21 protein-coding genes are annotated in these 21,677 nt (G+C 61.3%); 11 read left to right on the forward strand and 10 right to left on the reverse strand.

Annotated elements, in window-relative coordinates:
- Window positions 1–47 precede the first annotated feature (47 nt).
- Both E1K68_RS01760 and desA read right to left on the reverse strand, forming a co-directional pair.
- Window positions 48–1,049: a sensor domain-containing diguanylate cyclase gene (locus tag E1K68_RS01760; RefSeq protein ID WP_003187557.1), complete on the reverse strand. Its 1,002-nt coding sequence runs from the start codon at window positions 1,047–1,049 to the stop codon at window positions 48–50.
- Window positions 1,050–1,236: 187 nt separating this feature from the next.
- Window positions 1,237–2,421, reverse strand: a complete 1,185-nt coding sequence (gene desA / locus E1K68_RS01765) for a delta-9 fatty acid desaturase DesA (RefSeq protein ID WP_003187559.1) — start codon at window positions 2,419–2,421, stop codon at window positions 1,237–1,239.
- 166 nt (window positions 2,422–2,587) lie between these two features.
- Between desA and dibA the strand changes: the two genes are divergently transcribed.
- From dibA to E1K68_RS01795, 6 genes are all read left to right on the forward strand, one after another.
- Complete coding sequence (dibA, locus tag E1K68_RS01770) at window positions 2,588–4,504, forward strand: phosphodiesterase DibA (RefSeq protein ID WP_034134600.1); 1,917 nt, start codon at window positions 2,588–2,590, stop codon at window positions 4,502–4,504.
- A 298-nt stretch (window positions 4,505–4,802) separates the two neighbouring features.
- On the forward strand, window positions 4,803–4,985 hold the full coding sequence (oscA, locus tag E1K68_RS01775; protein ID WP_003170956.1) for a sulfur starvation response protein OscA: 183 nt from the start codon (window positions 4,803–4,805) through the stop codon (window positions 4,983–4,985).
- Between the two features lie 64 nt (window positions 4,986–5,049).
- Window positions 5,050–6,060, forward strand: coding sequence for a sulfate ABC transporter substrate-binding protein (locus tag E1K68_RS01780; RefSeq protein ID WP_003187562.1), 1,011 nt, complete (start codon window positions 5,050–5,052; stop codon window positions 6,058–6,060).
- A gap of 200 nt (window positions 6,061–6,260) precedes the next feature.
- The gene (gene cysT / locus E1K68_RS01785) at window positions 6,261–7,079 is read left to right on the forward strand and encodes a sulfate ABC transporter permease subunit CysT (protein ID WP_032894195.1); all 819 of its coding nucleotides are present in this window, start codon (window positions 6,261–6,263) and stop codon (window positions 7,077–7,079) included.
- A 13-nt stretch (window positions 7,080–7,092) separates the two neighbouring features.
- Window positions 7,093–7,965, forward strand: coding sequence for a sulfate ABC transporter permease subunit CysW (gene cysW / locus E1K68_RS01790; RefSeq protein WP_137205032.1), 873 nt, complete (start codon window positions 7,093–7,095; stop codon window positions 7,963–7,965).
- 3 nt (window positions 7,966–7,968) lie between these two features.
- The gene (locus tag E1K68_RS01795; protein WP_094774325.1) at window positions 7,969–8,937 is read left to right on the forward strand and encodes a sulfate ABC transporter ATP-binding protein; all 969 of its coding nucleotides are present in this window, start codon (window positions 7,969–7,971) and stop codon (window positions 8,935–8,937) included.
- 127 nt (window positions 8,938–9,064) lie between these two features.
- Here E1K68_RS01795 and E1K68_RS01800 read toward each other — a convergent pair whose 3' ends face one another.
- Complete coding sequence (locus E1K68_RS01800; RefSeq protein ID WP_019819908.1) at window positions 9,065–9,589, reverse strand: Mpo1-like protein; 525 nt, start codon at window positions 9,587–9,589, stop codon at window positions 9,065–9,067.
- A gap of 83 nt (window positions 9,590–9,672) precedes the next feature.
- Between E1K68_RS01800 and E1K68_RS01805 the strand changes: the two genes are divergently transcribed.
- Window positions 9,673–10,359 carry a Crp/Fnr family transcriptional regulator gene (locus tag E1K68_RS01805; RefSeq protein ID WP_003187570.1) on the forward strand — a complete coding sequence of 229 codons (687 nt, stop codon included), beginning with the start codon at window positions 9,673–9,675 and terminating at the stop codon, window positions 10,357–10,359.
- On the opposite strand, the gene uraH is transcribed toward E1K68_RS01805, so the two are convergent.
- Together uraH and E1K68_RS01815 are read right to left on the reverse strand one after the other, a co-directional pair.
- The gene (gene uraH / locus E1K68_RS01810; protein WP_032894191.1) at window positions 10,354–10,764 is read right to left on the reverse strand and encodes a hydroxyisourate hydrolase; all 411 of its coding nucleotides are present in this window, start codon (window positions 10,762–10,764) and stop codon (window positions 10,354–10,356) included. The two genes, E1K68_RS01805 and uraH, sit on opposite strands and share 6 nt — an antisense overlap.
- 27 nt (window positions 10,765–10,791) lie before the next feature.
- Window positions 10,792–11,265, reverse strand: coding sequence for a heme-binding protein (locus E1K68_RS01815; protein WP_003187574.1), 474 nt, complete (start codon window positions 11,263–11,265; stop codon window positions 10,792–10,794).
- Window positions 11,266–11,454: 189 nt separating this feature from the next.
- Here E1K68_RS01815 and E1K68_RS01820 point away from each other — a divergent pair, with 189 nt between their 5' ends.
- Window positions 11,455–11,781 carry a hypothetical protein gene (locus E1K68_RS01820; RefSeq protein ID WP_212613713.1) on the forward strand — a complete coding sequence of 109 codons (327 nt, stop codon included), beginning with the start codon at window positions 11,455–11,457 and terminating at the stop codon, window positions 11,779–11,781.
- 63 nt (window positions 11,782–11,844) lie between these two features.
- On the opposite strand, the gene E1K68_RS01825 is transcribed toward E1K68_RS01820, so the two are convergent.
- Window positions 11,845–12,849: an AraC family transcriptional regulator gene (locus E1K68_RS01825; protein WP_137205028.1), complete on the reverse strand. Its 1,005-nt coding sequence runs from the start codon at window positions 12,847–12,849 to the stop codon at window positions 11,845–11,847.
- A gap of 101 nt (window positions 12,850–12,950) precedes the next feature.
- On the opposite strand from E1K68_RS01825, the gene E1K68_RS01830 reads away from it, so the two are divergent.
- Complete coding sequence (locus E1K68_RS01830) at window positions 12,951–14,024, forward strand: fatty acid desaturase (protein ID WP_003187578.1); 1,074 nt, start codon at window positions 12,951–12,953, stop codon at window positions 14,022–14,024.
- Here the strand turns inward: E1K68_RS01830 and E1K68_RS01835 are convergent.
- Both E1K68_RS01835 and E1K68_RS01840 read right to left on the reverse strand, forming a co-directional pair.
- Window positions 14,011–14,826, reverse strand: a complete 816-nt coding sequence (locus E1K68_RS01835; protein ID WP_003187579.1) for an ABC transporter ATP-binding protein — start codon at window positions 14,824–14,826, stop codon at window positions 14,011–14,013. The two genes, E1K68_RS01830 and E1K68_RS01835, sit on opposite strands and share 14 nt — an antisense overlap.
- Window positions 14,823–16,421: an ABC transporter permease gene (locus E1K68_RS01840; RefSeq protein ID WP_212613714.1), complete on the reverse strand. Its 1,599-nt coding sequence runs from the start codon at window positions 16,419–16,421 to the stop codon at window positions 14,823–14,825. The genes E1K68_RS01835 and E1K68_RS01840 overlap by 4 nt, the downstream gene beginning before the upstream one ends.
- Window positions 16,422–16,700: 279 nt before the next feature.
- Here E1K68_RS01840 and E1K68_RS01845 point away from each other — a divergent pair, with 279 nt between their 5' ends.
- A complete protein-coding gene (locus E1K68_RS01845) occupies window positions 16,701–17,702 on the forward strand; it encodes an ABC transporter substrate-binding protein (RefSeq protein WP_003187584.1) in 1,002 nt (333 codons plus the stop codon).
- 106 nt (window positions 17,703–17,808) lie between these two features.
- On the opposite strand, the gene E1K68_RS01850 is transcribed toward E1K68_RS01845, so the two are convergent.
- Entirely contained in the window at window positions 17,809–18,729 is a 921-nt protein-coding gene (locus tag E1K68_RS01850; protein WP_003187586.1) for a LysR family transcriptional regulator, read from the reverse strand.
- Window positions 18,730–18,912: 183 nt separating this feature from the next.
- Here E1K68_RS01850 and E1K68_RS01855 point away from each other — a divergent pair, with 183 nt between their 5' ends.
- On the forward strand, window positions 18,913–19,818 hold the full coding sequence (locus E1K68_RS01855; protein ID WP_003187589.1) for a TauD/TfdA family dioxygenase: 906 nt from the start codon (window positions 18,913–18,915) through the stop codon (window positions 19,816–19,818).
- 126 nt (window positions 19,819–19,944) lie between these two features.
- Here the strand turns inward: E1K68_RS01855 and E1K68_RS01860 are convergent, their stop codons facing one another.
- Complete coding sequence (locus tag E1K68_RS01860) at window positions 19,945–21,552, reverse strand: alkaline phosphatase family protein (RefSeq protein ID WP_212613715.1); 1,608 nt, start codon at window positions 21,550–21,552, stop codon at window positions 19,945–19,947.
- Window positions 21,553–21,677 lie beyond the last annotated feature (125 nt).

Consider the following 21,677-nt stretch of genomic DNA (forward strand, 5'->3'; position numbering starts at 1 on the left):
AGTTAAGCCGCCATCGCAGGCAAGCCAGCTCCCACAGTTGGTCGGTGTTAACCGGCGATAACGCGGTTCTTGCCCTGGCGCTTGGCCTCGTACATCGCCGCATCCGCCCGGGCAAACAGGCTGTCGAGGGTGGAGTCATCTTCGCGCAGGCCGGCCAGGCCCTGACTGACGGTCACGTTAAATTCATGCCCCTCATAGCTGAACACCAACGTCTGGATCTCTTTGCCCAACCGTTCGGCCACCTGCAGGGCCATCTCCGGTGGGCAACCCGGCAGCACAGCAGCAAATTCTTCGCCGCCAACGCGCCCGAACAGGTCGCCCCGGCGCAATACCCCGCGACCGCTCTCCGCGATACGCCGCAGCACCTGGTCGCCCTCCAGGTGGCCGTAGGTGTCGTTGATGTCTTTGAAATCATCGATGTCCAGCAACAGGAACGCCAGCGGCGTGCCCTGCGCGCAGGCATTGTCGAAGGCTTGGTTGGCGAGTTCGAAGAAGTGTCGGCGGTTGCTGCTTTGGGTCAGTACATCGGTGGTGGCGAGGCGATGCAGTTCCAGCTCAAGTTGCTTCTTTTCGGTGATGTCTTCGGCGATGCCCACCACGATCAGCGCTTCACCGGGCACCACCTGCTGGTTGATGTAGCACTTGTCGCTCAACCAGCGGATCTGCCCGTCAGCGGTGATGATGCGGTACTCGCGGTCCTCCACGGCACCTTGTTCCAGCACGCGGGCCAGGCTGTGTTCGGCGTAGTCGAGGTCTTCGGGGTGGACGCTGTTGCGCCATTCACGGTGGTCGGCCAGCAGCAGGCCGGCAGAGCGGCCAAACAGGCGCTCGTAGGCCGGGCTCACATACAGCACGCGGCGTGTTTCCCAATCAATGGCCCAAAGCACGGCGTTCACGCTGACCAGCAGTGAGCTGAGCAGTTGCTCACGCTCACTCAGCCGCTCGACTTCACCTTGAGCATGCATAAGCGCCAACAGGGTCGCCGCCGCGGCCGGGCGCGGCGGCTCTGCGGTGGGCACATCGGGCAGGCTGGGCTTTTCGTGAACCATCGGTACAACTCTCTCTGGGCGCGCCGCAGGTGCAAAGGCGGTCACTACAAGGGGTCACCATGATGGCGAAGTGTTCTTTGAGAGAGGGGAATTGCGGTGAAGTTCCGTGAACGGCGTGGATTGACGGTGCCCGGAAAATGGCGCCAAAAAGCCAGTGCGTGGGAGGGCGAGCCCTCCCACGGCGCCCTTACGCCGCTGTAGGGCGCAACGAGTAAGTCTTCAACTGGTGGGCAAAATCGCGCAGGGATTGGATGCCGCTGGCCTCGGCTTCATGCACCCATTCCTTGATCGCGGCCAGCATATCGTGGCCGTTGGAACTGGTCTTGAGCCAGATCTGCTGCAGCGCCAGGCGCTTTTCGTAGATCACGGTCAGGGCATGGCTGTGTTCCAGCATGCTCTGGATGCGCAGGTGGTGGCGGTCTTCCAGCAAGCTGGTTTCCCGCGACAACAGGCGCTTGGCGCGATGGAACTGGTGGCGCACTGAATGATCGACCTTCTCAAGCTCCTGCTTGACCAGCGGGCCAATTACCAACTTGCGGTATTGGGCCATGATCTGGAAGCGGTTGTTGAGGATCGCCATGGCAGTGTCCATGTCCAGGCTGCCCTTGCCTTCCACGCGGTGGGCGATGGGCGCTACACGCTGCACCTTGGCCAGGCGCAGGAAGCTGAACACTTTGATCCAGGCCCAACCCAGGTCGAACTCCCACTTCTTCACCGACAGCTTGGCCGAGTTGGGGTAGGTGTGGTGGTTGTTGTGCAGCTCTTCGCCGCCGACGATGATGCCCCACGGCACCAGGTTGGTGGCGGCGTCACGGCATTCGAAGTTGCGATAGCCCACGGCATGCCCCAGGCCATTGATCACGCCGGCGGCCCAGAACGGGATCCACATCATCTGGATCGCCCAGATGGTGATACCGATGGTGCCGAACAGCAGCAGGTCGATCACGCCCATAAGCGCCACGCCCAGCAGCGGGTAGCGCGTGTAGAGATTGCGTTCGATCCAGTCGTCCGGGCAGTTCTTGCCGTAGATGCGCAGGGTCTCGGGGTTTTCCGCCTCGGCGCGGTACAGCTCGGCACCTTTGCGCAGCACGGTGGACAAGCCCTTGATCACCGGGCTGTGCGGGTCATCGACGGTTTCGCACTTGGCGTGGTGCTTGCGGTGGATGGCGGTCCACTCGCGGGTGTTCTGCGCCGTGGTCAGCCACAGCCAGAAGCGGAAGAAGTGTTTCAGGCCGGCATTGAGCTCGAGCGAGCGATGGGCCGAATAACGGTGCAGATAGACAGTGACCCCAATAATGGTCACGTGGGTCATCAACAGCGTGACTGCCACCAGTTGCCAGGCGGACAGATCAAGAAAACCGTTGTACCACATAGGCTGTATGGCCCTCAGATAAAGAAAAAAACAGCACCCGCATTATCACTTCCTTTGCAGATAAAACCAGTCACTGTTTCAGATAAGACTTACAAAGTGTTTCCTCCTCTATAATCCTGATCCTTTGTAGGGCGATTCTGGTTATTTAGTAAGGATTACTAAACATATGCTGTTTTCATACCGAGGTGCCCTACGTGCGGGGTTGGTATACCTGCTGGTTTCTATCGTTTGGCTCCAGCTCAGCAATTACCTATTAATCAACTTTATCGATGAACCCATGGAGCTGGGGCACTGGCTGCAGGCGCGTGGATACGTGGGGGTCAGCCTCAGCGCGTTGCTCATTTACTGGATAGGCCGGCGTTTTGCCCGCGCCCACGCGTTGCAACAACCCCTGAAAGAGAATCGCGAGCGCCTGCGCCAGGCCGCTGCGGTGTTCGATTGCACCCGCGAAGGGGTGCTGGTCACCGATACTCAGGGGCTGATCGTGCACGTCAACCGCGCGTTCATGGAGATCACCGGCTATCAGCGCGACGACGTCATGGGCCAACGGCCAAGCCTGTTCAAGTCCGGGCGCCACTCGGCGCATTTCTACCAGCAAATGTTCCAGGCCCTGGAAAGCACCGGCGAATGGAGCGGCGAAATCTGGAACCGGCGTAAAAGCGGCGAGGTTTACCCCCAGTGGCAAACCATCCGCGTGATTCACGACGACCAGGGCAAGGTCAGCCACTACGTCGCGGTGTTTTCGGACATCAGCGCCATGAAGAACTCTGAGCACGAATTGGCGCACCTGGCCCATCACGACCCGCTCACCGACCTGCCCAACCGCCTGTTGTTTACCGATCGCGCCGAGCAGGCCCTGGCCTCTGCGCAGGTGCATAAGCGTGGCTGCGCCCTGCTGTTGATGGACCTGGACCACTTCAAGATCATCAACGACAGCCTGGGCCATAACGTCGGCGATCAATTGCTCAAGCTGGTGGCCGAACGTCTGAGCGGCCTGTTTGGGCCGGGGGTGACCTTGGCGCGCCTGGGGGGCGACGAATTTGCCGTGCTGGCAGAAAGCTGCCCGCAGGTGGTGCAAGCGGCGGCCTTGGCGCAGCGCATGCTCAACGCCATGAAGGATCCGTTCATTTTTGACGGCAACCAGCTGTTTATCAGCGCCAGTATCGGTATCAGCCTGTTCCCCAGTGACGCCCTCAGCGCCGAGCAATTGCTGCGCAACGCCGATTCCGCCTTGTTCAAGGCCAAGAGCGCCGGGCGCGAAGGCTACGCGTTGTATACCGAAGAGCTGACCGCCCACGCCCAGCATCGGGTGGAAATCGCCGGCGAGTTGCGTCGCGCCCTCGACCAACATGAATTGCGCGTGTATTACCAGCCGGTGCACGACCTGCACGACAGCCGTTTGGTCGGCGTCGAAGCACTGGTGCGCTGGCAGCACCCGGAACGCGGCCTGGTTCCGCCGGGCGAGTTCATCCCCATCGCCGAGCGCACTGGGCTGATTGCCGACATCGATGCGTGGGTGATGGACCAGGCCTGCCGCCAGATGTGCCAGTGGCTGGCCGACGGCGCGCCGCTGAGCTTTATCGCCATCAATGTCTCCAGCCGCCTGTTTGCCCGGCGCGAGCTGTATGAGCAAGTCGCCCAAGTGCTGCACACCACTGGCCTGGATCCGGCCTTTCTGGAGCTGGAAGTCACCGAGAGCGCCGTGATGGACGACCCGGAAGTCGCGCTGGAGCAACTGCACCGCCTGCGCGAACTGGGCCTGCGCCTGGCCATCGACGACTTTGGCACCGGCTATTCCTCGTTGCTGCGCCTCAAACGCCTGCCGGTGCAGAAGCTCAAGATCGACCAGGGCTTTGTGGCGGGCTTGCCGTGGGACGAAGACGACGCGGCGATTGTGCGCGTGGTGATCGCCCTGGCCAAAAGCATGGGCATGCAGGTGCATGCAGAAGGGATCGAGCAGGTGGAACAGGCGCGGTTCCTGCTGGACCAGGAATGCGACATGGGCCAAGGGTATTGGTTTGGGCGGCCCATGCCGGCCCAGGAGATTGATTGGACGCGGGCCCCTCTGATCCGCCAAGACTGACTCGGTCAATGTGGGAGCCGGGCTTGCCCGCGAAGGCGGTGTGTCAGTCGCTGCATCTGTGACTGCACCACCGCTTTCGCAGGCAAGCCAGCTCCCACAGGGGGTTCTGCGGCGCCTGTGTGTGAGCGTTTTTGCTGCCAAAACTCTTGCAACCCCATGCCCCATCAGAAAATTCTTTCTGGTTATATAAACATTCTTAAATAGTATTTTTAAGAATATCCGCGCTTATCTACTATCGCCCTCACGCCGCAAGCAGTGCCGCCACTGCCAGGCACTACTCATTTTCAGGAGCGAGACCATGAGCGCATCTCTACGTAGCGTTGACGGCCAGGACGAAGCAGCCATTTTGCGTGAAATCCAGAGCGCCCTGCGCGACCTGCGGTTTGGCGCGGTGGAAATCACCGTACACAACGCCCAAGTGGTACAGATCGAACGCAAGGAAAAATTCCGTCTGCAGAACCCCGGTAACAAACCGAGCTGAGCTAGAACGGCGATAGACCCGCAATTACAAGAAAAGCCAATACTCAAGAATTTCAGGAGCTTCTATGTCGTCGATTCGCCGTTATGCCTTGGCCGCATTGGCCAGTGCCGTGTTTGCCGGTTCCGCCGTTGCCAAGGACTACGAGTTGCTCAACGTCTCGTACGACCCCACCCGTGAGCTGTACCAGGATTACAACGCTGAATTCACCAGCTTCTGGAAACAGTCCCACCCCGGCGACAACGTCAAGATCCAGCAGTCCCACGGTGGCTCGGGCAAACAAGGCCGGGCGGTGATCGATGGGCTGCGCGCCGATGTCGTCACCCTGGCCCTGGCCGGCGACATCGACGAAATCGCCAAGCTGGGCAAGACCCTGCCGGAGAACTGGCAGACCCGCCTGCCGGACGCCAGCACGCCGTACACCTCCACCATTGTGTTCCTGGTGCGCAAGGGCAACCCCAAGGGCATCAAGGACTGGGGCGACCTGATCAAGAAAGACGTGTCGGTGATCACGCCCAACCCGAAAACCTCCGGCGGTGCACGCTGGAACTTCCTCGCCGCCTGGGCCTACGGCCTCAAGGCCGGCGGCAGTGAAGCCAAGGCCCAGGAATACGTCAAAGAGCTGTTCAAGCACGTCCCGATACTGGACACCGGCGCGCGCGGTTCTACCATTACCTTCGTCAACAATGGCCAGGGTGATGTGCTGCTGGCGTGGGAAAACGAGGCGTTCCTGGCTTTGAAGGAAGACGGCGGCGCCGACAAGTTCGACATCGTCGTGCCGTCCCTGTCGATCCTGGCGGAACCGCCGGTGGCTGTGGTCGACAAGAACGCCGAGAAAAAGGGCAACACCGAGATCGCCACCGCGTACCTCAACCACCTGTACAGCCCGGCGGGCCAGGAGATTGCGGCGAAGAATTTCTACCGTCCACGGGATGAAAAAGTCGCCGCCAAATACGCCCAGCAGTTCCCGAAACTGGACCTGGTGACTATCGACAAAGACTTCGGCGGCTGGAAAACTGCCCAACCGAAATTCTTCAATGACGGTGGCGTGTTCGACCAGATCTACACGGCGCAATAAGCCAAAGTAACTGTAGGAGCCTGACTTTTTTGTAGGAACTGGGCTTGTGTGGGAGCTGGCTTGCCTGCGATAGCATCACCGTGGTGTGACTGACACACCGAGGTGCCTGCATCGCGGGCAAGCCCGGCTCCCACAGAAAAGCCAGCTCCCACAAAAAGCGCGCTCCTACAGTGGTTTCTACCCTTTAACCAAGGACTCTTATGTCGCGTCGTATCTCCCCCGTCATACCCGGCTTCGGGCTGACGCTGGGCTACACCGTGGTGTACCTCAGCCTGATCGTACTCATCCCCCTGGCGGCGATGTTTGTACACGCCGCTCAACTCACCTGGGATCAATTCTGGAATATCATTTCCGCACCTCGGGTACTGGCGGCCTTGAAGCTGAGCTTCAGCACCGCGCTTTACGCCGCGCTGATCAACGGTGTGATCGGCACGCTGCTGGCCTGGGTGCTGGTGCGCTACACCTTCCCCGGGCGCAAGGTCATTGATGCGATGATCGACCTGCCGTTCGCCTTGCCCACTGCCGTCGCCGGTATCGCGCTCACGGCGTTGTACGCACCCAACGGCCTGGTCGGCCAGTTTGCCACCGACCTGGGTTTCAAGATCGCCTACACCCCCCTGGGTATCACCCTGGCGCTGACCTTCGTCACGTTGCCCTTCGTGGTGCGCACGGTGCAGCCGGTACTGGCCGATATCCCCCGGGAAATCGAAGAGGCTGCGGCCTGCCTCGGCGCGAAGCCGTTGCAAGTGTTCCGCTACATCCTCGTGCCGGCGCTGCTGCCCGCCTGGCTCACCGGTTTCGCCCTGGCGTTTGCCCGAGGCGTGGGTGAGTACGGGTCAGTGATCTTCATCGCTGGCAACATGCCGATGAAAACCGAAATCCTGCCACTGCTGATCATGGTCAAGCTCGACCAATACGACTACCGCGGCGCCACCTCCATTGGTGTGCTGATGCTGGTGGTGTCCTTTGTCTTGCTGCTGCTGATCAACTTGTTGCAGCGGCGCATCGAACGTCCATAAGGAGGCGCGGAACATGTCCCAATCGTCTATTTCCGCCGCGTCCTCGGCCAACGCCGCCCGGCGTGGCAGCGCGACCTCGCGACGTATCCTGATCGGCCTTGGCTGGCTGGTATTTGTGCTGTTCCTGCTGCTGCCGTTGCTGGTGGTGGTGTCCCAGGGCTTGAAGAACGGCCTCGGCGCTTTCTTCACCGCAATCCTTGAACCGGACGCGCTGTCGGCGCTGAAACTCACGGTGATCGCCGTGCTGATTTCGGTGCCGCTCAACCTGGTATTCGGCGTCAGCGCCGCCTGGTGCGTGAGCAAGTACTCGTTCCGCGGCAAGAGCATTTTGGTCACGCTGATCGACCTGCCGTTCTCGGTCTCGCCGGTGATCGCCGGCCTGGTATACGTGTTGATGTTCGGCGCCCAGGGCTTCTTCGGGCCGTGGTTGCAAGACCATGACATCCAGATCGTGTTCGCCCTGCCGGGCATCGTGCTGGCGACCATCTTCGTCACCGTGCCGTTCGTGGCCCGTGAGCTGATCCCGCTGATGCAGGAGCAGGGCACCCAGGAAGAAGAAGCCGCGCGCCTGCTGGGCGCCAATGGCTGGCAGATGTTCTGGCATGTCACCGTGCCGAACATCAAATGGGGCCTGATCTACGGCGTGGTGCTGTGTACGGCGCGGGCCATGGGGGAGTTCGGCGCGGTGTCGGTGGTGTCCGGCCACATTCGCGGCGTCACCAACACGCTGCCGCTGCATGTCGAGATTCTCTACAACGAATACAACCACGTTGCCGCGTTTGCGGTGGCCAGCCTGTTGCTGATCCTGGCGCTCTTCATCCTGCTGCTCAAGCAGTGGAGCGAGAACCGAATCAACCGCCTGCGCAACAGCGCGGGTGAGGAATAAGTCATGTCGATCGAAGTCCGTAATGTCAGCAAGAACTTCAACGCCTTCAAGGCCCTGGACAGCATCAACCTGGATATCCAAAGTGGCGAGCTGGTGGCGTTGCTGGGCCCGTCCGGCTGCGGCAAGACCACGCTGCTGCGCATCATCGCCGGTCTGGAAACCCCGGATGCCGGCAGCATCGTGTTCCATGGTGAAGACGTCTCCGGCCACGATGTGCGTGATCGCAACGTGGGCTTTGTGTTCCAGCACTACGCGCTGTTTCGCCACATGACCGTGTTCGACAACGTCGCTTTCGGCCTGCGCATGAAGCCGAAAAACCAACGCCCCAGCGAAAGCCAGATCGCGAGCAAGGTTCATGAGCTGCTGAACATGGTGCAGCTTGATTGGTTGTCGGACCGTTATCCGGAGCAACTCTCCGGTGGCCAGCGCCAGCGTATCGCCCTGGCCCGCGCCCTGGCGGTGGAGCCCAAGGTGTTGCTGCTCGACGAACCCTTCGGCGCCCTCGACGCCAAGGTGCGTAAAGAACTGCGCCGCTGGCTGGCGCGCCTGCACGAAGACATCAACCTGACTTCGGTCTTCGTGACCCACGACCAGGAAGAGGCCATGGAAGTCGCCGACCGTATCGTGGTGATGAACAAGGGCGTGATCGAGCAGATCGGTTCACCGGGCGACGTCTACGAAAACCCGGCCAGCGACTTTGTGTACCACTTCCTGGGTGACTCCAACCGCTTGCACCTGGGTGACGACCAGCACGTGCTGTTCCGCCCTCACGAAGTGTCGCTGTCGCGCCATGAGCTGGAGGATCACCATGCGGCGCAGGTGCGGGATATCCGGCCGTTGGGTGCGACCACGCGGGTTACGCTCAAGGTTGAGGGCCAAAACGAACTGATCGAGGCCGAAGTGGTGAAAGACCACGACAGCCTCACCGGCCTGGCGCGGGGCGAGACCCTGTTCTTCAAACCCAAAACCTGAGCCCAACACAATACCCCTGTGGGAGCCGGGCTTGCCCGCGATGGCGATGTGTCAGTCGACGGTTATGCCAGCTGATCCACCGCCATCGCGGGCAAGCCCGGCTCCCACATTGGGTCTTCAGTACCTGTTAGACCGTGGCGTTTTTCCCGCGTACCGCCACCGGCCCCGAACGCTCTTCAATCTGCCGCTTGAGGTCCTGCCGCAACCCCAGCAAAAACGCCAACTCCGCCACCACAAACAACGGCCCCACGATCAGCCCCGACACATCGTCCACAAACGCAGGCTTTCTGCCTTCGTAGTAATGCCCGACGAACTGAATCACCCAGCCCACCACAAACATGCCCACGCCGCTGCTCAGCCACACCGCCGTGCTTTGCGCCGCCAGCACATGCCCGGCCCACACCGACAAGCCCATCAGCACCGTCATCAACACGCCCAAGGCCAGTTCCAGGCGCAGGTAAAACCACGCCGAAAACAACGCCAGCAGCACCGCAGGTGATAGCCACAGCCCGCCCACCGACCACTCGGGGCGCGACAGCAGCACGGCCACCGCCACCACAATCAGCGGGATACCGATGAAGTGGCTGGCGATGTTGCGTGGGTCGCGGTGGTATGCGGCGTATTGACTGAGGTGGTCGACGAGGCTTTTCATTGTTGTTCCTCCTGTAGGATGTTTGATCATGCCCTGTCAGCCTGTACCTAACTGTCAACTGGGCGACAATCTTCGGAGTTCGCATGGACACAGGGACATGGCACGCGCAATTGGCTCGCGGTCATTGGTTCAGCCATTTGCCGCCTGACTTGCAGCGTAGCCTGCTGGAGGCAGCGCGGTTGCGTGTGCTGACGGCGGGGCAGTACCTGTTCAAGCGAGGTGACCCGCCGTGCGGCGTGTATGCGGTGCTGGAAGGCACGGTGCGCATCAGTGCGGTCAGTGCCCAAGGCAAGGAAGCGGTGTTGAGCCTGGTGGAAACGCCCTACTGGTTCGGCGAGATCTGCCTGTTCGACAACCTGCCGCGCACCCACGATGCCCTGGCCACGGGCGCATGCAGGCTGTTGCAGGTGCCGCAGGCGGCGATGCTCGGCATTCTCGAACAGCATCCGCTGTTCTGGCGGGAGATGGCCCTGTTGATGAGCCATAAACTGCGGCTGTCGTTGATCAATATCGAACAGATAAGCCTGATGCCCGCCTCAAAGCGCCTGGCCCATCGGTTGCTGATGATTGCCCAAGGCTACGGCGAAGTGGAGCAGGCGCGCCGCGTGCTGCACCTGCCCCAGGAGGATCTGGCGGCAATGCTGGGCCTGTCGCGCCAGACCATCAACAGTCTGCTCAAGGCGCTGGAGCAACAGGGCATTATCGGCTTGAGTTACGGCGCCATCGAGATATGCGACCTCAACGGGCTGCAGCTGGCCGCGGGCCTATGAACCGCGATAGGTGGAGAAGCCGTAAGGGCTGAGCAGCAGCGGGATGTGGTAGTGCTGGTCGGCCTGCTTGACCTGGAAAATCACCGGCACCTCGGGGAAGAACGTCTCGCGGTTAGCCTTCTTGTAGTAATCGCCGGTCTTGAACACCACGCGGTACTCGCCCGGCTGCAGGCTGCGGTTGGCCGGGAACAGCTCGGCGATGCGGCCTTGCTGGTTGGTGACACCTTCAGACAGCGACTGCCATTTATCGCCCACGTGCTGTTCCAGGGTGACATTGACCCCGGCGCTTGGCAGGCCATTTTCCAGGTTGAGTACGTGCACGCTCAGCGGGTTGCCGTCGGCCAGGGCCAGGTTGCACAGGCCGCTCAGGCTTAGTGCGGCAAGGGTCATGCTCAAGGTTTTCATCGCGAAGTCCTTTTGAGGGAAGTGGAATCAAGGGGTGATTTTCAGGCCCAGTTGCTCGGCGGCCTGCACGGCGCAGGCTTCATCCTGCGCGGCGCCACCGGCACCGGCGATGCCTAGGGCACCGACCAGTTCGGCGTCGGCAAACAGCGGCACGCCACCGCCGAGCAACAGCAGCTCGGGCAAGCTGTTGAGGTTGGCGGCCTCGGGGTTATTACGCGCCCGTTCGGCAAACAGCCGGGTCGGGTTTTTTGTCGACAGCGCCGTGTACGCCTTGCGTTGGCTGGCGAGGCTGTTGTGCGGGCCAACACCGTCAGCGCGCAGGCCCAGCAACAGGTTGCCACCGCGGTCGAGGACGGTCAGCGCAGCGGTGCAGTGGGCCAGGCTGGCGTCGGCCAGTTGGCGAGCGGTGTGCAGATCCAACTCGGCGTGGCGTGGCAATTGTGGCGCCGCCTGGGCGGCGGTGGCCACGGCGAGGCTCAAGAACAAGGCAGTGCGGTACATAGTGAGGGCTCCAGAAAGCAGGCCGTCACGGTAACCAGCGGATGCGGACAAAAGCCGCACAATTGGATGACAGGTTTGTAATCAAACTGGCTGCATGGGGTTTGTACCTGTCAACTTTGACAGTAGATTTGATGTTTCAGAGGGCGCAGACTTTGATTGTCAGTCGTGACAATCGAGGAGTTAAGGCTCATGTCAGAAAATTCTTGTGATGTTTTCCCTCCAATATCGAGGCCAGGAAAACGGGTAGAAAACCCACCGGTTGTAGAACTACCGGTGAAAGGTGGAAGTTATGCGAGCCCAGTGATGTTCAAAGGCGCGGGTCTTCCCGACTGGGACGTCTACTTCTCCCTTACTCCGGTAAATGGGGATAAATTTGGCGGCGCTAAAGTTAAGCCAGATGGATCATGGGAGTTCACACATTTTCTGGACCCAGGTGAGGTCGGTGTTTTCGGGTGGCAGGAAACAACTCTGGAGCGTTCCGCATGGACATCTGTTATTAGATTTACGGTGGAGTGAGCGGGTGGTTTTTGGCCCGGTTCAGGAGTCGTTCTTGTGGGAAGACAGCGCATGCTTGGGTGGCTACTGCAAATCCCCCCGAAACTGCCCCGGCGTCATCCCTGTCCAGCGCTTGAACGCACGGTTGAAACTGCTGGTATCGGCAAACCCCAGCAAATGGCTGATCTCGGCCAATGAGCACTGCGGGTCGCGCAGGTGCAATAACGCCAGGTTTTGCCGGCACTCGTTAAGCAAGGCGTCAAACCGACACCCCTCATCGGCCAAGTGCCTTTGCAGGCTGCGCAGGCTCAAGTGCAGCGCTTGTGCAATGCGTTCGGCACTCGGCTCGCCGTCTGGCAATTGCGCCTCGATGGCGGCGCGCACCTTGCGTTCCCAGGTCAGCGGTTGCAGTTGGGCGAGGGTGCGCTTGAGCACGGTTTCGTTGTGTTCGGCCAGCTCCGGGTTGGCATCGTCCAGGTGGCTGTCGAAGTCGCTGGCGGCGAACTCCAGGCGGTCTTCGTCGGCGGCAAAGAATACTGGCGAGCGAAATACCGTATGCCACGGCTTGGGGTCGGCAGGTTCCGGGCGCCGTAGGTAAACGGCCAGCGGCGCATAGTCACGCCCGAGGCGGTTGCGGCAGGTGCGCACATAGATCGCCGCAAAGGCATCGATCGCTTCCGGCGCGGGCGCGGGGCTGCCTGGGGGTTGGAGCAGGCGAAAACGGTAGACGTCGCCGTGGCGGCTCAGCTCCAGGTCCAGGGCATCACTGACCACCTGGTGATAGCGCACGATGCGCTCGAACACCTCGCGCAAGCTGCCGCTGGCCACCAATGCGTAACCCAGCGCATGAAAGGTGGTGGGGCTGACAAACCGCGACACCCGCAACCCAATCGCCGGGTCGCCACTGGCCTCTACCGCCAGCGCCCATAAGCGCGTAGTGGCCGACAACCGATAGCGGGCGTTGGGGTCGTCCATCTGCTGCGGGTCCAGCCCGGCTTCGGCGCACAGCGCGGCGCTGTCGAGGCCCAGGGCGTCGAGCTGCTTGCGCAGGGCGCGGGTCCAGCTGGCGAGGGAAGTGGGTTCGGTCATGGCAATTGGCGCTTGTGGTCAAAAGATTGGCGTGCGCGGCTAGCGTCCTGCGCTAGGGTTAGGTGCAGGATTCAGGCATCACTTCACAAGAGAATGGAAGCATGGACGGTACTTCTGCAAGCCCCCAGCCGTTGAACGCACAACAGCGTTCGGCGCATATCCGCGAGGTGGTGATGGCCGAGGGCGTGCGCCTGCGCCAGCGGCACCCCTGGTTGTTGCATCAGGACGCGCTGGGCGCGGGCATCCTGGCCTTTGCCTTGTTAGGCATGCTCGGCTCGGCGGCGCTCTATATCAGCGGTCACATGGCCTGGTGGGTGTGCCTGCTGCTCAATGCGTTCTTCGCCTCGCTCACTCACGAGCTGGAACACGACCTGATCCACAGCATGTACTTTCGCAAACAGCGCGTGCCCCACAATTTGATGATGGGCCTGGTGTGGCTGGCGCGCCCGAGCACCATCAACCCGTGGATACGCAGGCATCTGCACCTCAACCATCACAAGGTTTCGGGCACCGAGGCCGATATGGAAGAGCGCGCGATCACCAATGGCGAACCCTGGGGCATCGCGCGGTTGCTGATGGTGGGGGACAACATGATGTCGGCCTTGATCCGCCTGTTGCGCGCCAAGACCTGGCCGCACAGGTTCAGCATCCTCAAGCGCGTGCTGCTGGTGTACGCACCGCTGGCCTTGCTGCATTGGGGCGCGTGGTACGTCTTCCTGGGCTTTCATGCCGCCAATGGGATTGCCAGTTTGATGGGCGCGCCCATTCAGTGGTCAGCTGGTACCTTGCAGGTGATGCAGGTGATCGATATCGCTGCGGTGGTGATCATCGGCCCGAACGTGTTGCGCACCTTCTGCCTGCACTTTGTCAGCTCCAACATGCATTACTACGGCGATGTGGAGCTGGGCAATGTGATCCAGCAAACCCAAGTGCTGAACCCCTGGTGGCTGTGGCCGTTGCAGGCGTTCTGCTTCAACTTCGGCAGCACCCATGGCATCCATCACTTTGTGGTGAAAGAGCCGTTTTACATCCGCCAGATGACCACCAAGGTGGCGCATAAGGTCATGGCCGAGATGGGTGTGCGCTTCAATGATTTGGGCACCTTTGCCCGCGCCAACCGCTTCGAGCGACGTGAGCAGGCACACAGCGATTTAGCTCACCTCAGCAGGCAATAAACGCCAGGGGCAAATCGCGAATCTGTTCGCGCACGGGTGGTTGGTAGTGGTCATCGCTGATCAGCTCGTGCAGCAGTTCTTCGCGCAGTTGGTGAAATTCAAAGCTGCTGCGCTGGCGCGGATGGGGCAGGGCGATGTTCACCACTTGCTTGATGCGCCCGGGCCTGGGCTCCATCACTACCACGCGGTCGGCCAGGAAAATCGCCTCTTCCACATCGTGGGTCACCAGCACCGTGGTGATCCTGGCGCGGGCACGAATCGCCAGCAGTTCATCCTGCATCTGCTGACGAGTCAGCGCGTCGAGGGCGCCGAAGGGCTCGTCCAGCAACAGGATGCGCGGGCTGGCCACCAGGCCGCGGGCAATCGCCACCCGTTGCGCCATGCCGCCGGAGAGTTGGTGCGGGTAGGCACGGGTGAAGTCGGTAAGGCCCACCAGCTCGATAAAATCGTTGATGCGCCGCGTGCGCTCGGCCTCGCTCAGCGGCTCGTTGACCAAGCCCAAGCCGATGTTTTGCGCCACGGTCAGCCACGGAAACAGACGGTGCTCCTGGAATACAATGCCGCGTTCGCCGCCGATACCGCTGACAGCGTTGCCATCCACCTGGATCTCGCCGCGAAACTGCGTATCGAGCCCCACCAGCAGGCGCAGCAGGGTCGACTTGCCGCAACCGCTGGCGCCGACAATCGCGACGAATTCCCCTTCGGCCACCTCCAAGTTGAATTCACGGATGGCTTCCAGTTCGAAGCCATCGACGTCGAAGGACTTGCCCACGTGGTTGAAGCTGACAATCGGTGCGTTCATGCGTGTCTCCAGCGAGTGGCGCGGGTTTCGAGGCGTTGGCCGAGCAGGTTGAGGGTGGCGCCGGTGAGGCCGACCAGCAGCATGCCGCTCATGATCAGGTCCATGCGCAGCAGCTGTTGGGCACCGATCATCAGGCTGCCGATGCCGCCATTGGAGGGCATGAAATATTCGGCGCCGAGGGTGCCCATCCACGCGTAGATCAGGCTCAGGCGCAGGCCGGCGAAAATGCCCGACGCGGCGCCCGGCAGCACCAGGCGACGCAGGCGTTGCCAGAGGTTCAGGCGCAGCACCTGCGCGGCTTCGCGCAGCTGGGGCGACAGGTTGAGCACGCTGCGCTGGGTGGCGATAAACAACGGGAAGAAGGCGGCGAGGGCGATAAACACCCACTTGGCCAACTCACCCAGGCCGAACCAAGCGGTCAGCAGCGGCACCCAGGCGAAAATCGCAATCTGACGCAGCGCGGACAAGGTTGGGCCGAACAGTCGCTCACTGCGCCGCGACAACCCCAGCCACAGGCCCACGGCAAAGCCCAGGCTGCCGCCGAGCAGCAAGCCGCCCAGGGCTCGGCCCAGGCTTTTGCCCAGGGCTGTGGTCAGGCTGCCATCCAGTGCGCCGGCCAGGGTGGTTTGCAGCACGGTCCAGGGGCTGACCAGAATGTTCGGGTCTACCCAGCCCTGTTGCGTCGCTGCCTGCCACAGCGCCAACAACAGCAAGGGTAACAACCAGGGCTGCAGGCGTTGCCAGCCTTCATAGCGTGGCCCGCGGCGGATCTGCGCGGTGGCAGGGTGGGGCCAGTGCACCCACTTGCGATCCAGCCAGCCGATGCCGCGGTCCATCACCACACCCAGCACGCCAATGACCACGATGCACACGAAGACGATATCGAGCATGAACAACTGGCGCGCCCACACCATCAGGTAGCCGATGCCTTCGCTGGAGGCCAGCAACTCCACGGCCAGCAAGGAAGTCCAGCCGGCCCCCAGGGCCAGACGCACGCCGGCCATGAACGCCGGCAGTGCGGCGGGCAGGACCAGACGGCGGATCAGCAAGTGGCCAGGCAGGCGCAGCACCCGGGCAGCTTCGCGCAGGTTGGGCTGGGCATCGCGCACGCCCACCAGGGTATGCAGGGTCACGGGCACCACGATGGCCTTGACCAGCACCACCAGTTTGAGGGTTTCGCCAATGCCGAAAAACACCATGAACAGCGGGATCCAGGCCAGGGTCGGCACTTGAGCCAGGGCGCTGAAGGTCGGGAATACCAAGCGCTCGGCGCGCGCACTGAAGCCCAGGAACGCACCCAGTATCGCGCCGGCACTGATACCGGCCAGCAGGCCCCAGAACAGGCGCTGCAAGCTGATCGCCAGATGGCTCCATAACTCGCCGCCGGCCAACTCCACCGCGCTGCTCCACACCAGGGCGGGGGTGGGCAGAATCTGCTCGCTCATCCAATGATTGCGGCTGGCCAGCCACCATAAGGCAAACAGCGTGAGTGGCAGCAGCCACGGCAATAAACGCTGGCCCAGCTGCGGCCAGCGCGGCGCGATGCCTTTGGGCGGGGCCGCCAGCGGCAGGCTCAGAAGTGAAATCCGGGCCATGGAAGACCTCCGAATGCGTTATGTGATTTCGATCTTACAAAATCGTGATCAAGATGATTGTGAGATAAGAAAAGTCATTTAAAGCCTCACACCGCCACGCATCCAATGCATTCGAAGAATATTTTCGATGCTGTTTGTGCATACCCCGCTGGAGGCTGCGGGTTAGCTTGTATAGTTCTAAAAGCTATTAAATTGTGAATTTATAGTATTTAAAGTTTTGTTCAGTCTGTGCCTACTTTTTGCTCCCCAGGCGACCGTCGCCCACCAGGAGCTGCGCTTATGAAACTGCCCTTTAAACGTCTGATCAGCCTGTTCGTCGGCACTGCCCTGGCCGGGTTGGTGCATGCCGCCGACCTCAAGGAAATCCGCATTGCGGTGCCCGACCTCAGTGCCGGCAGCCAGCACAGCGGCGGTGGCATCACCGACGTGTTGCGTGAACAGCAGATCTTTGAAAAAGCCTTTGCCGACCAAGGCATCCAGATCCAGTGGAATTATTTCAAGGGCGCCGGCCCGGTGATCAACGAAGCGTTCGCCAACGGCCAGGTGGACCTGGCCTATCTGGGCGACCTGGCGGCGATCATCGGCCGCTCCAATGGCCTGGACACGCGGCTGCTCAGCGCCTCCGCACGGGGAGTGAAACACTACCTCGGCGTGGTGCCGGGCTCCGGCATCAAGACCTTGCAAGACCTCAAGGGCAAGCGCGTGGCGGTGTTCCGTGGCACGGCCAGCCAGTTGTCGTTCGACAGCGCTTTGGCCAGCCAGGGCTTGAGCGAGAAGGACCTGAAGGTGATCAACCTGGACTTCAACGCGGCCGCTGCCGCCCTGGCCGCCAAGCAGATTGACGCCACCTGGGGCGGTTCCACCCTGACGGCGTTGCAGGCCAAAGGCTTGGCAGAGATACCGCTGACCACCAAAGACCTGGGCGATGCCGGCAGCATCCAGGCCGTGCTGGTGGGCAGCGCCAAATTCGTCGATGAACACCCAGACGCTGTGGCCACGTTGCTCAAGGCTCAGCAGCAAGCGGTGCAGTGGTTGACCGATGACAATAACAAACAGGCGTACATCGCACTGGTGTCAGGGCTGGCCAGTTACCCGCCGGTGATCCTCACCAATGATTTGAAAGACCAGAAACTCAGCGAAGTTTTCCCCTCCACACTGGACCCGGTGTTCCTTGGCAAATTGCAGGATGCGGTGGACCTGGCGTCCAGGGAGAAGTTGATTCGCAAGTCGTTTCAGGTGAGTGATTGGGTGGCGCCTGGGTTGGTGGCGGCGGGGCTCTGAGCTTGTCGGTGCCTGGGCTATCGCTATCGCAGGCAAGCCAGCTCCCACACACTTGAATGTGTACACCGCTCAAATGTGGGAGCTGGCTTGCCTGCGATGAGGCCCGTCAAACCGCCACACTCACCTGCTGACTATCCACCTCCACCAAGGTCTCAATCATCGCCTTCGCCGCCGGCGACAACCGCGACCCCGTGCGGCTGACAATCCCGCAGCGTGCACTCAGGGTGTCCATGTGCTGCGGCAAGTTGCGCCAGTGCAGCAGTACCAACGCCCCCCTGGCAATGTCCTCGGCAAACGCTTCTTCAGTGCCGACACCGATGGCATTGGTTTGCAGCACGATGCTCACCAGCGCCGGGAAGTGCTCGGTCTGGATGCTCGGTGAAAAATCCATACGCCCACTCAGGTTGGCCAACAGCTTGCGAATGCCTTGGGAAATCAGCGGCGCCGCCAGCGGGTAGTCGAACATATCGTTGGTCGACAGGCTGTCCTTGGCCAACAACGGGTGCCCAGGGCGGCAGAAAAACACCCCGCGTTTGGGGGTGAGTGCGCGGGTCTGGAAATTCGGGTCGGCCTCGAACTGACGAATGTCAGCGATAAAGAATTCGATCTCTTCACGGCTCAGGCGGCGGCTGAGGGTTTCCCAGTTATCCACCTGAAACGTGGTGCGGATTTTCGGGTGCGCGTTGATAAACCGCGCCACGGCATCCGGCACCAGTTTCACCGCGGGCGCCGGACCGCAGCCGAAACGCAGGTCGCCGGCGTCCAGCTTGGTCATGCGCGTCACTTCACTGCTCAGCAGCGCTGCGCCATGCACCAGGCTCAGGGCGTGCTGCAACACCACCTGGCCTTCCGGCGTGGGGCGCAAGTCCTTGTGGCCACGGTCTACGAGCACGCAACCGAACTCCTGCTCCAGCCCCTGGATGCTGCGGCTGAACGCTGGTTGGGTGATGCCCATGGCGTCCGCGGCACGCACGAAACTGCGGTGTTCGTTGAGGGCGATGAAGTAGCGCAGTTGGCGAAGATCCATATGCTTTCCCGGCATTTTAAAAATAGGTCGAAGGCATTTGCGACCGAGCAAGCTGAGGTTTTAAATGCAAGCTCTTATTTCGTCAACGAAGCATTCATTCATTTGCTAGACCTAAATTGCATATGAATAGAGCGTTGCTGGAAGCGTCCCCCACCATTTCGCAGGCACATGAGGGTCATCACAATGAGCAACGCCGCATTAGCCGTTCAACCCATCGCCCACGCACTCGATATTCACCCGGTGGCCGGGCGAATCGGTGCCGAGATCCGTGGCATCAAACTGTCCGGTGAGCTGGATGCCGCCACCGTCGAAGCCATTCAGCAGGCGCTGGTGCAGTACAAGGTGATCTTCTTCCGCGAACAAACCCATCTTGATGACCAGAGCCAGGAAGCCTTTGCTCACCTGCTCGGTGAGCCGATTGCCCACCCGACGGTGCCGGTGCGGGACGGCACGCGCTTCTTGATGGAGTTGGATGGCACCCGTGGCCAGCGCGCCAATTCCTGGCACACCGACGTGACTTTCGTCGATGCGTACCCAAAGGCCTCGATCCTGCGTTCGGTGCTGGCGCCTGCTTCCGGTGGCGACACCGTATGGGCCAACACCGCCGCTGCCTACAACGACCTGAGCGTGGAACTGCGCGCATTGGCTGACCACCTGTGGGCAGTGCACAGCAACGAGTACGACTATGCCGCCCGCAAGCCGGATGTGGCGGTGGAGAAGCTGGAGGAATACCGCAAGGTGTTCACCTCCACGGTGTACGAAACCGAACACCCGGTGGTGCGCGTGCACCCGGTCAGTGGTGAGAAAACCCTGCTGTTGGGGCACTTCGTCAAACGCCTGAAAGGCTACTCCCAGGCAGAGTCGGCGCAGTTGTTCAACCTGCTGCAAGGCCACGTCACTCGCCTGGAAAACACCGTGCGCTGGCGCTGGAACACCGGCGACGTGGCGATCTGGGATAACCGTGCCACCCAGCATTACGCGGTGGACGACTACGGCACCCAGGAGCGCATCGTGCGCCGGGTTACGCTCAAGGGGGATGTGCCGGTGGGGGTGCAGGGGCAATCAAGCAAAACCACTAAAGGTCTTTAATCTGAGTGAAGATTAAAAAATGTGGGAGCGGGGTTGCCCGCGAATGCGCAGTGTCAGTCGACGTATTCATCAACTGACCCACTGCATTCGCGAGCAAGCCCGCTCCCACATTTGGATTCGTGGTGTTTACCAGACTCCGATCTTCACCACTTTCTCTGCCTCTGGCTCACCATAACGAAACCATTGCCCACGCAGTTCAACCTCCGTGTGGCTGATGGTGGTGCGCCGCTTCAAACCGCGCAGCCAGTCGAACAGATAACCCAGGTGCGTCTCGCGCACCTGGGCATAGGCAGGATCGCTGCCCAGGTCGTGCAGTTCTTGCGGGTCGTTTTCCAGGTCGAACAGTTGCGGGCGAAAGCCGTCGTACGCCAGGTACTTCCAGCGCTCGCTGCACACCATGGTCATGCGGCAACGGTCGATGGGTTGCTCCAGGCGCTCGCGAGCCGGGGCCTGGAAGGCGTAGTCGTATTCGGCAATGGCGTAGCGGCGCCAGCTGGGTTGCTCGCCCTGCAGCAATGGAATCAATGAGCGGCCTTCCAGGCGATGGTCGGCGGCGGGCAAGCCCAAGGCGTCGAGGAAGGTGGGCAGGGCGTCGATGGTTTCCACCAGGCGCTCGTCTACGGTGCCGCGGCTGATATCGGCGCTGGCACGCGGGTCGCGCACGATCAGCGGTACACCCACCGCAGGCTCCAGCAAGAATTCTTTTTCACCGAGGAAATGATCGCCGAGGAAGTCGCCGTGGTCGCTGGTGAACACGATCAGCGTGTCGTCCCAGCGGCCAGTGCTTTGCAGAAAATCGAACAGCCGCCCGAGTTGATCGTCGATCTGTTTGATCAGGCCCATGTAGGTCGGAATCACCGTGAGGCGCACCTCGTCACGGGAAAAATTCTGGCTCTCCTGGTGTTGGCGGAATGCCTGGTACACCGGGTGATCGCTGGTGTGCTCAGGTTGAATCGGTGCCTGTACATGCTCGGTACCGTACAGCGCGTGATAAGGCGCCGGCGCGATGTAGGGCCAGTGCGGCTTGATATACGACAGGTGCAGGCACCAGGGCTGTTCACCTTGTTCGTCGATAAAGTCGATGGCGCGGTCGGTGGTGTAGACGGTCTCCGAATGTTCTTCGGCCACACGTGCGGGTTTGCCGGCGTTGCGCATGTGCCAGCCGCTGAGCACTTCGCCGTTCTCACCTTCGGCGGCGTTGGCCCATTCGTGCCAAGGGTTGCTGCCGTGGTAGCCGTGATCACGCAAGTATTGGGTGTAGGGCGCGGACTCGCGCTTATCCTCGAACAGCGGGCTGTCGGGGTAGATGCCGTCGTGACGCAGATACGCATCGAAACCGACCTCATTGAGTGGCTCGGCCTGGGCACTGTCGGGGTCGATCTGCAGGCGCTGCAAGGCCTCAAGGTTCGGCGTGGCGTGGGTCTTGCCCACCAGTGCGGTGCGGATGCCGTGGGGGCGCAGGTAGTCGCCGATCGTCAGTTCTTCCAGGGGCAGCGGCACTGCGTTCCAGGCCACTTGATGGCTGCTGACATAACGCCCGGTGTAGGCCGACATGCGCGACGGGCCGCAGATGGTGCCTTGTGTATAGGCCCGACTGAAACGCACGCCAGCGTCGGCCAGGCGGTCGATATTCGGGGTGTGCAAATGGGCATGGCCGTAGCAGGACAGGTAGTCGCGGCGCAGTTGGTCGCACATGATGTAGAGCACGTTGCGCACGGGTTTGGCGTCAGACATAGGAATTTACCGAACGGAGGACAGGTGGGTTTTTTCGCCGTTCGAGGGGCGCTCTGGCAAGTGCATTTGGGGACTGGGTTCTATGCATTGAGTGCATGGGTGTGGCTGCTGACGTCATTGCAGGC

The sequence above is a fragment of the Pseudomonas sp. B2021 genome (assembly GCF_018135665.1).
GTDB lineage: Bacteria > Pseudomonadota > Gammaproteobacteria > Pseudomonadales > Pseudomonadaceae > Aquipseudomonas > Aquipseudomonas lactis.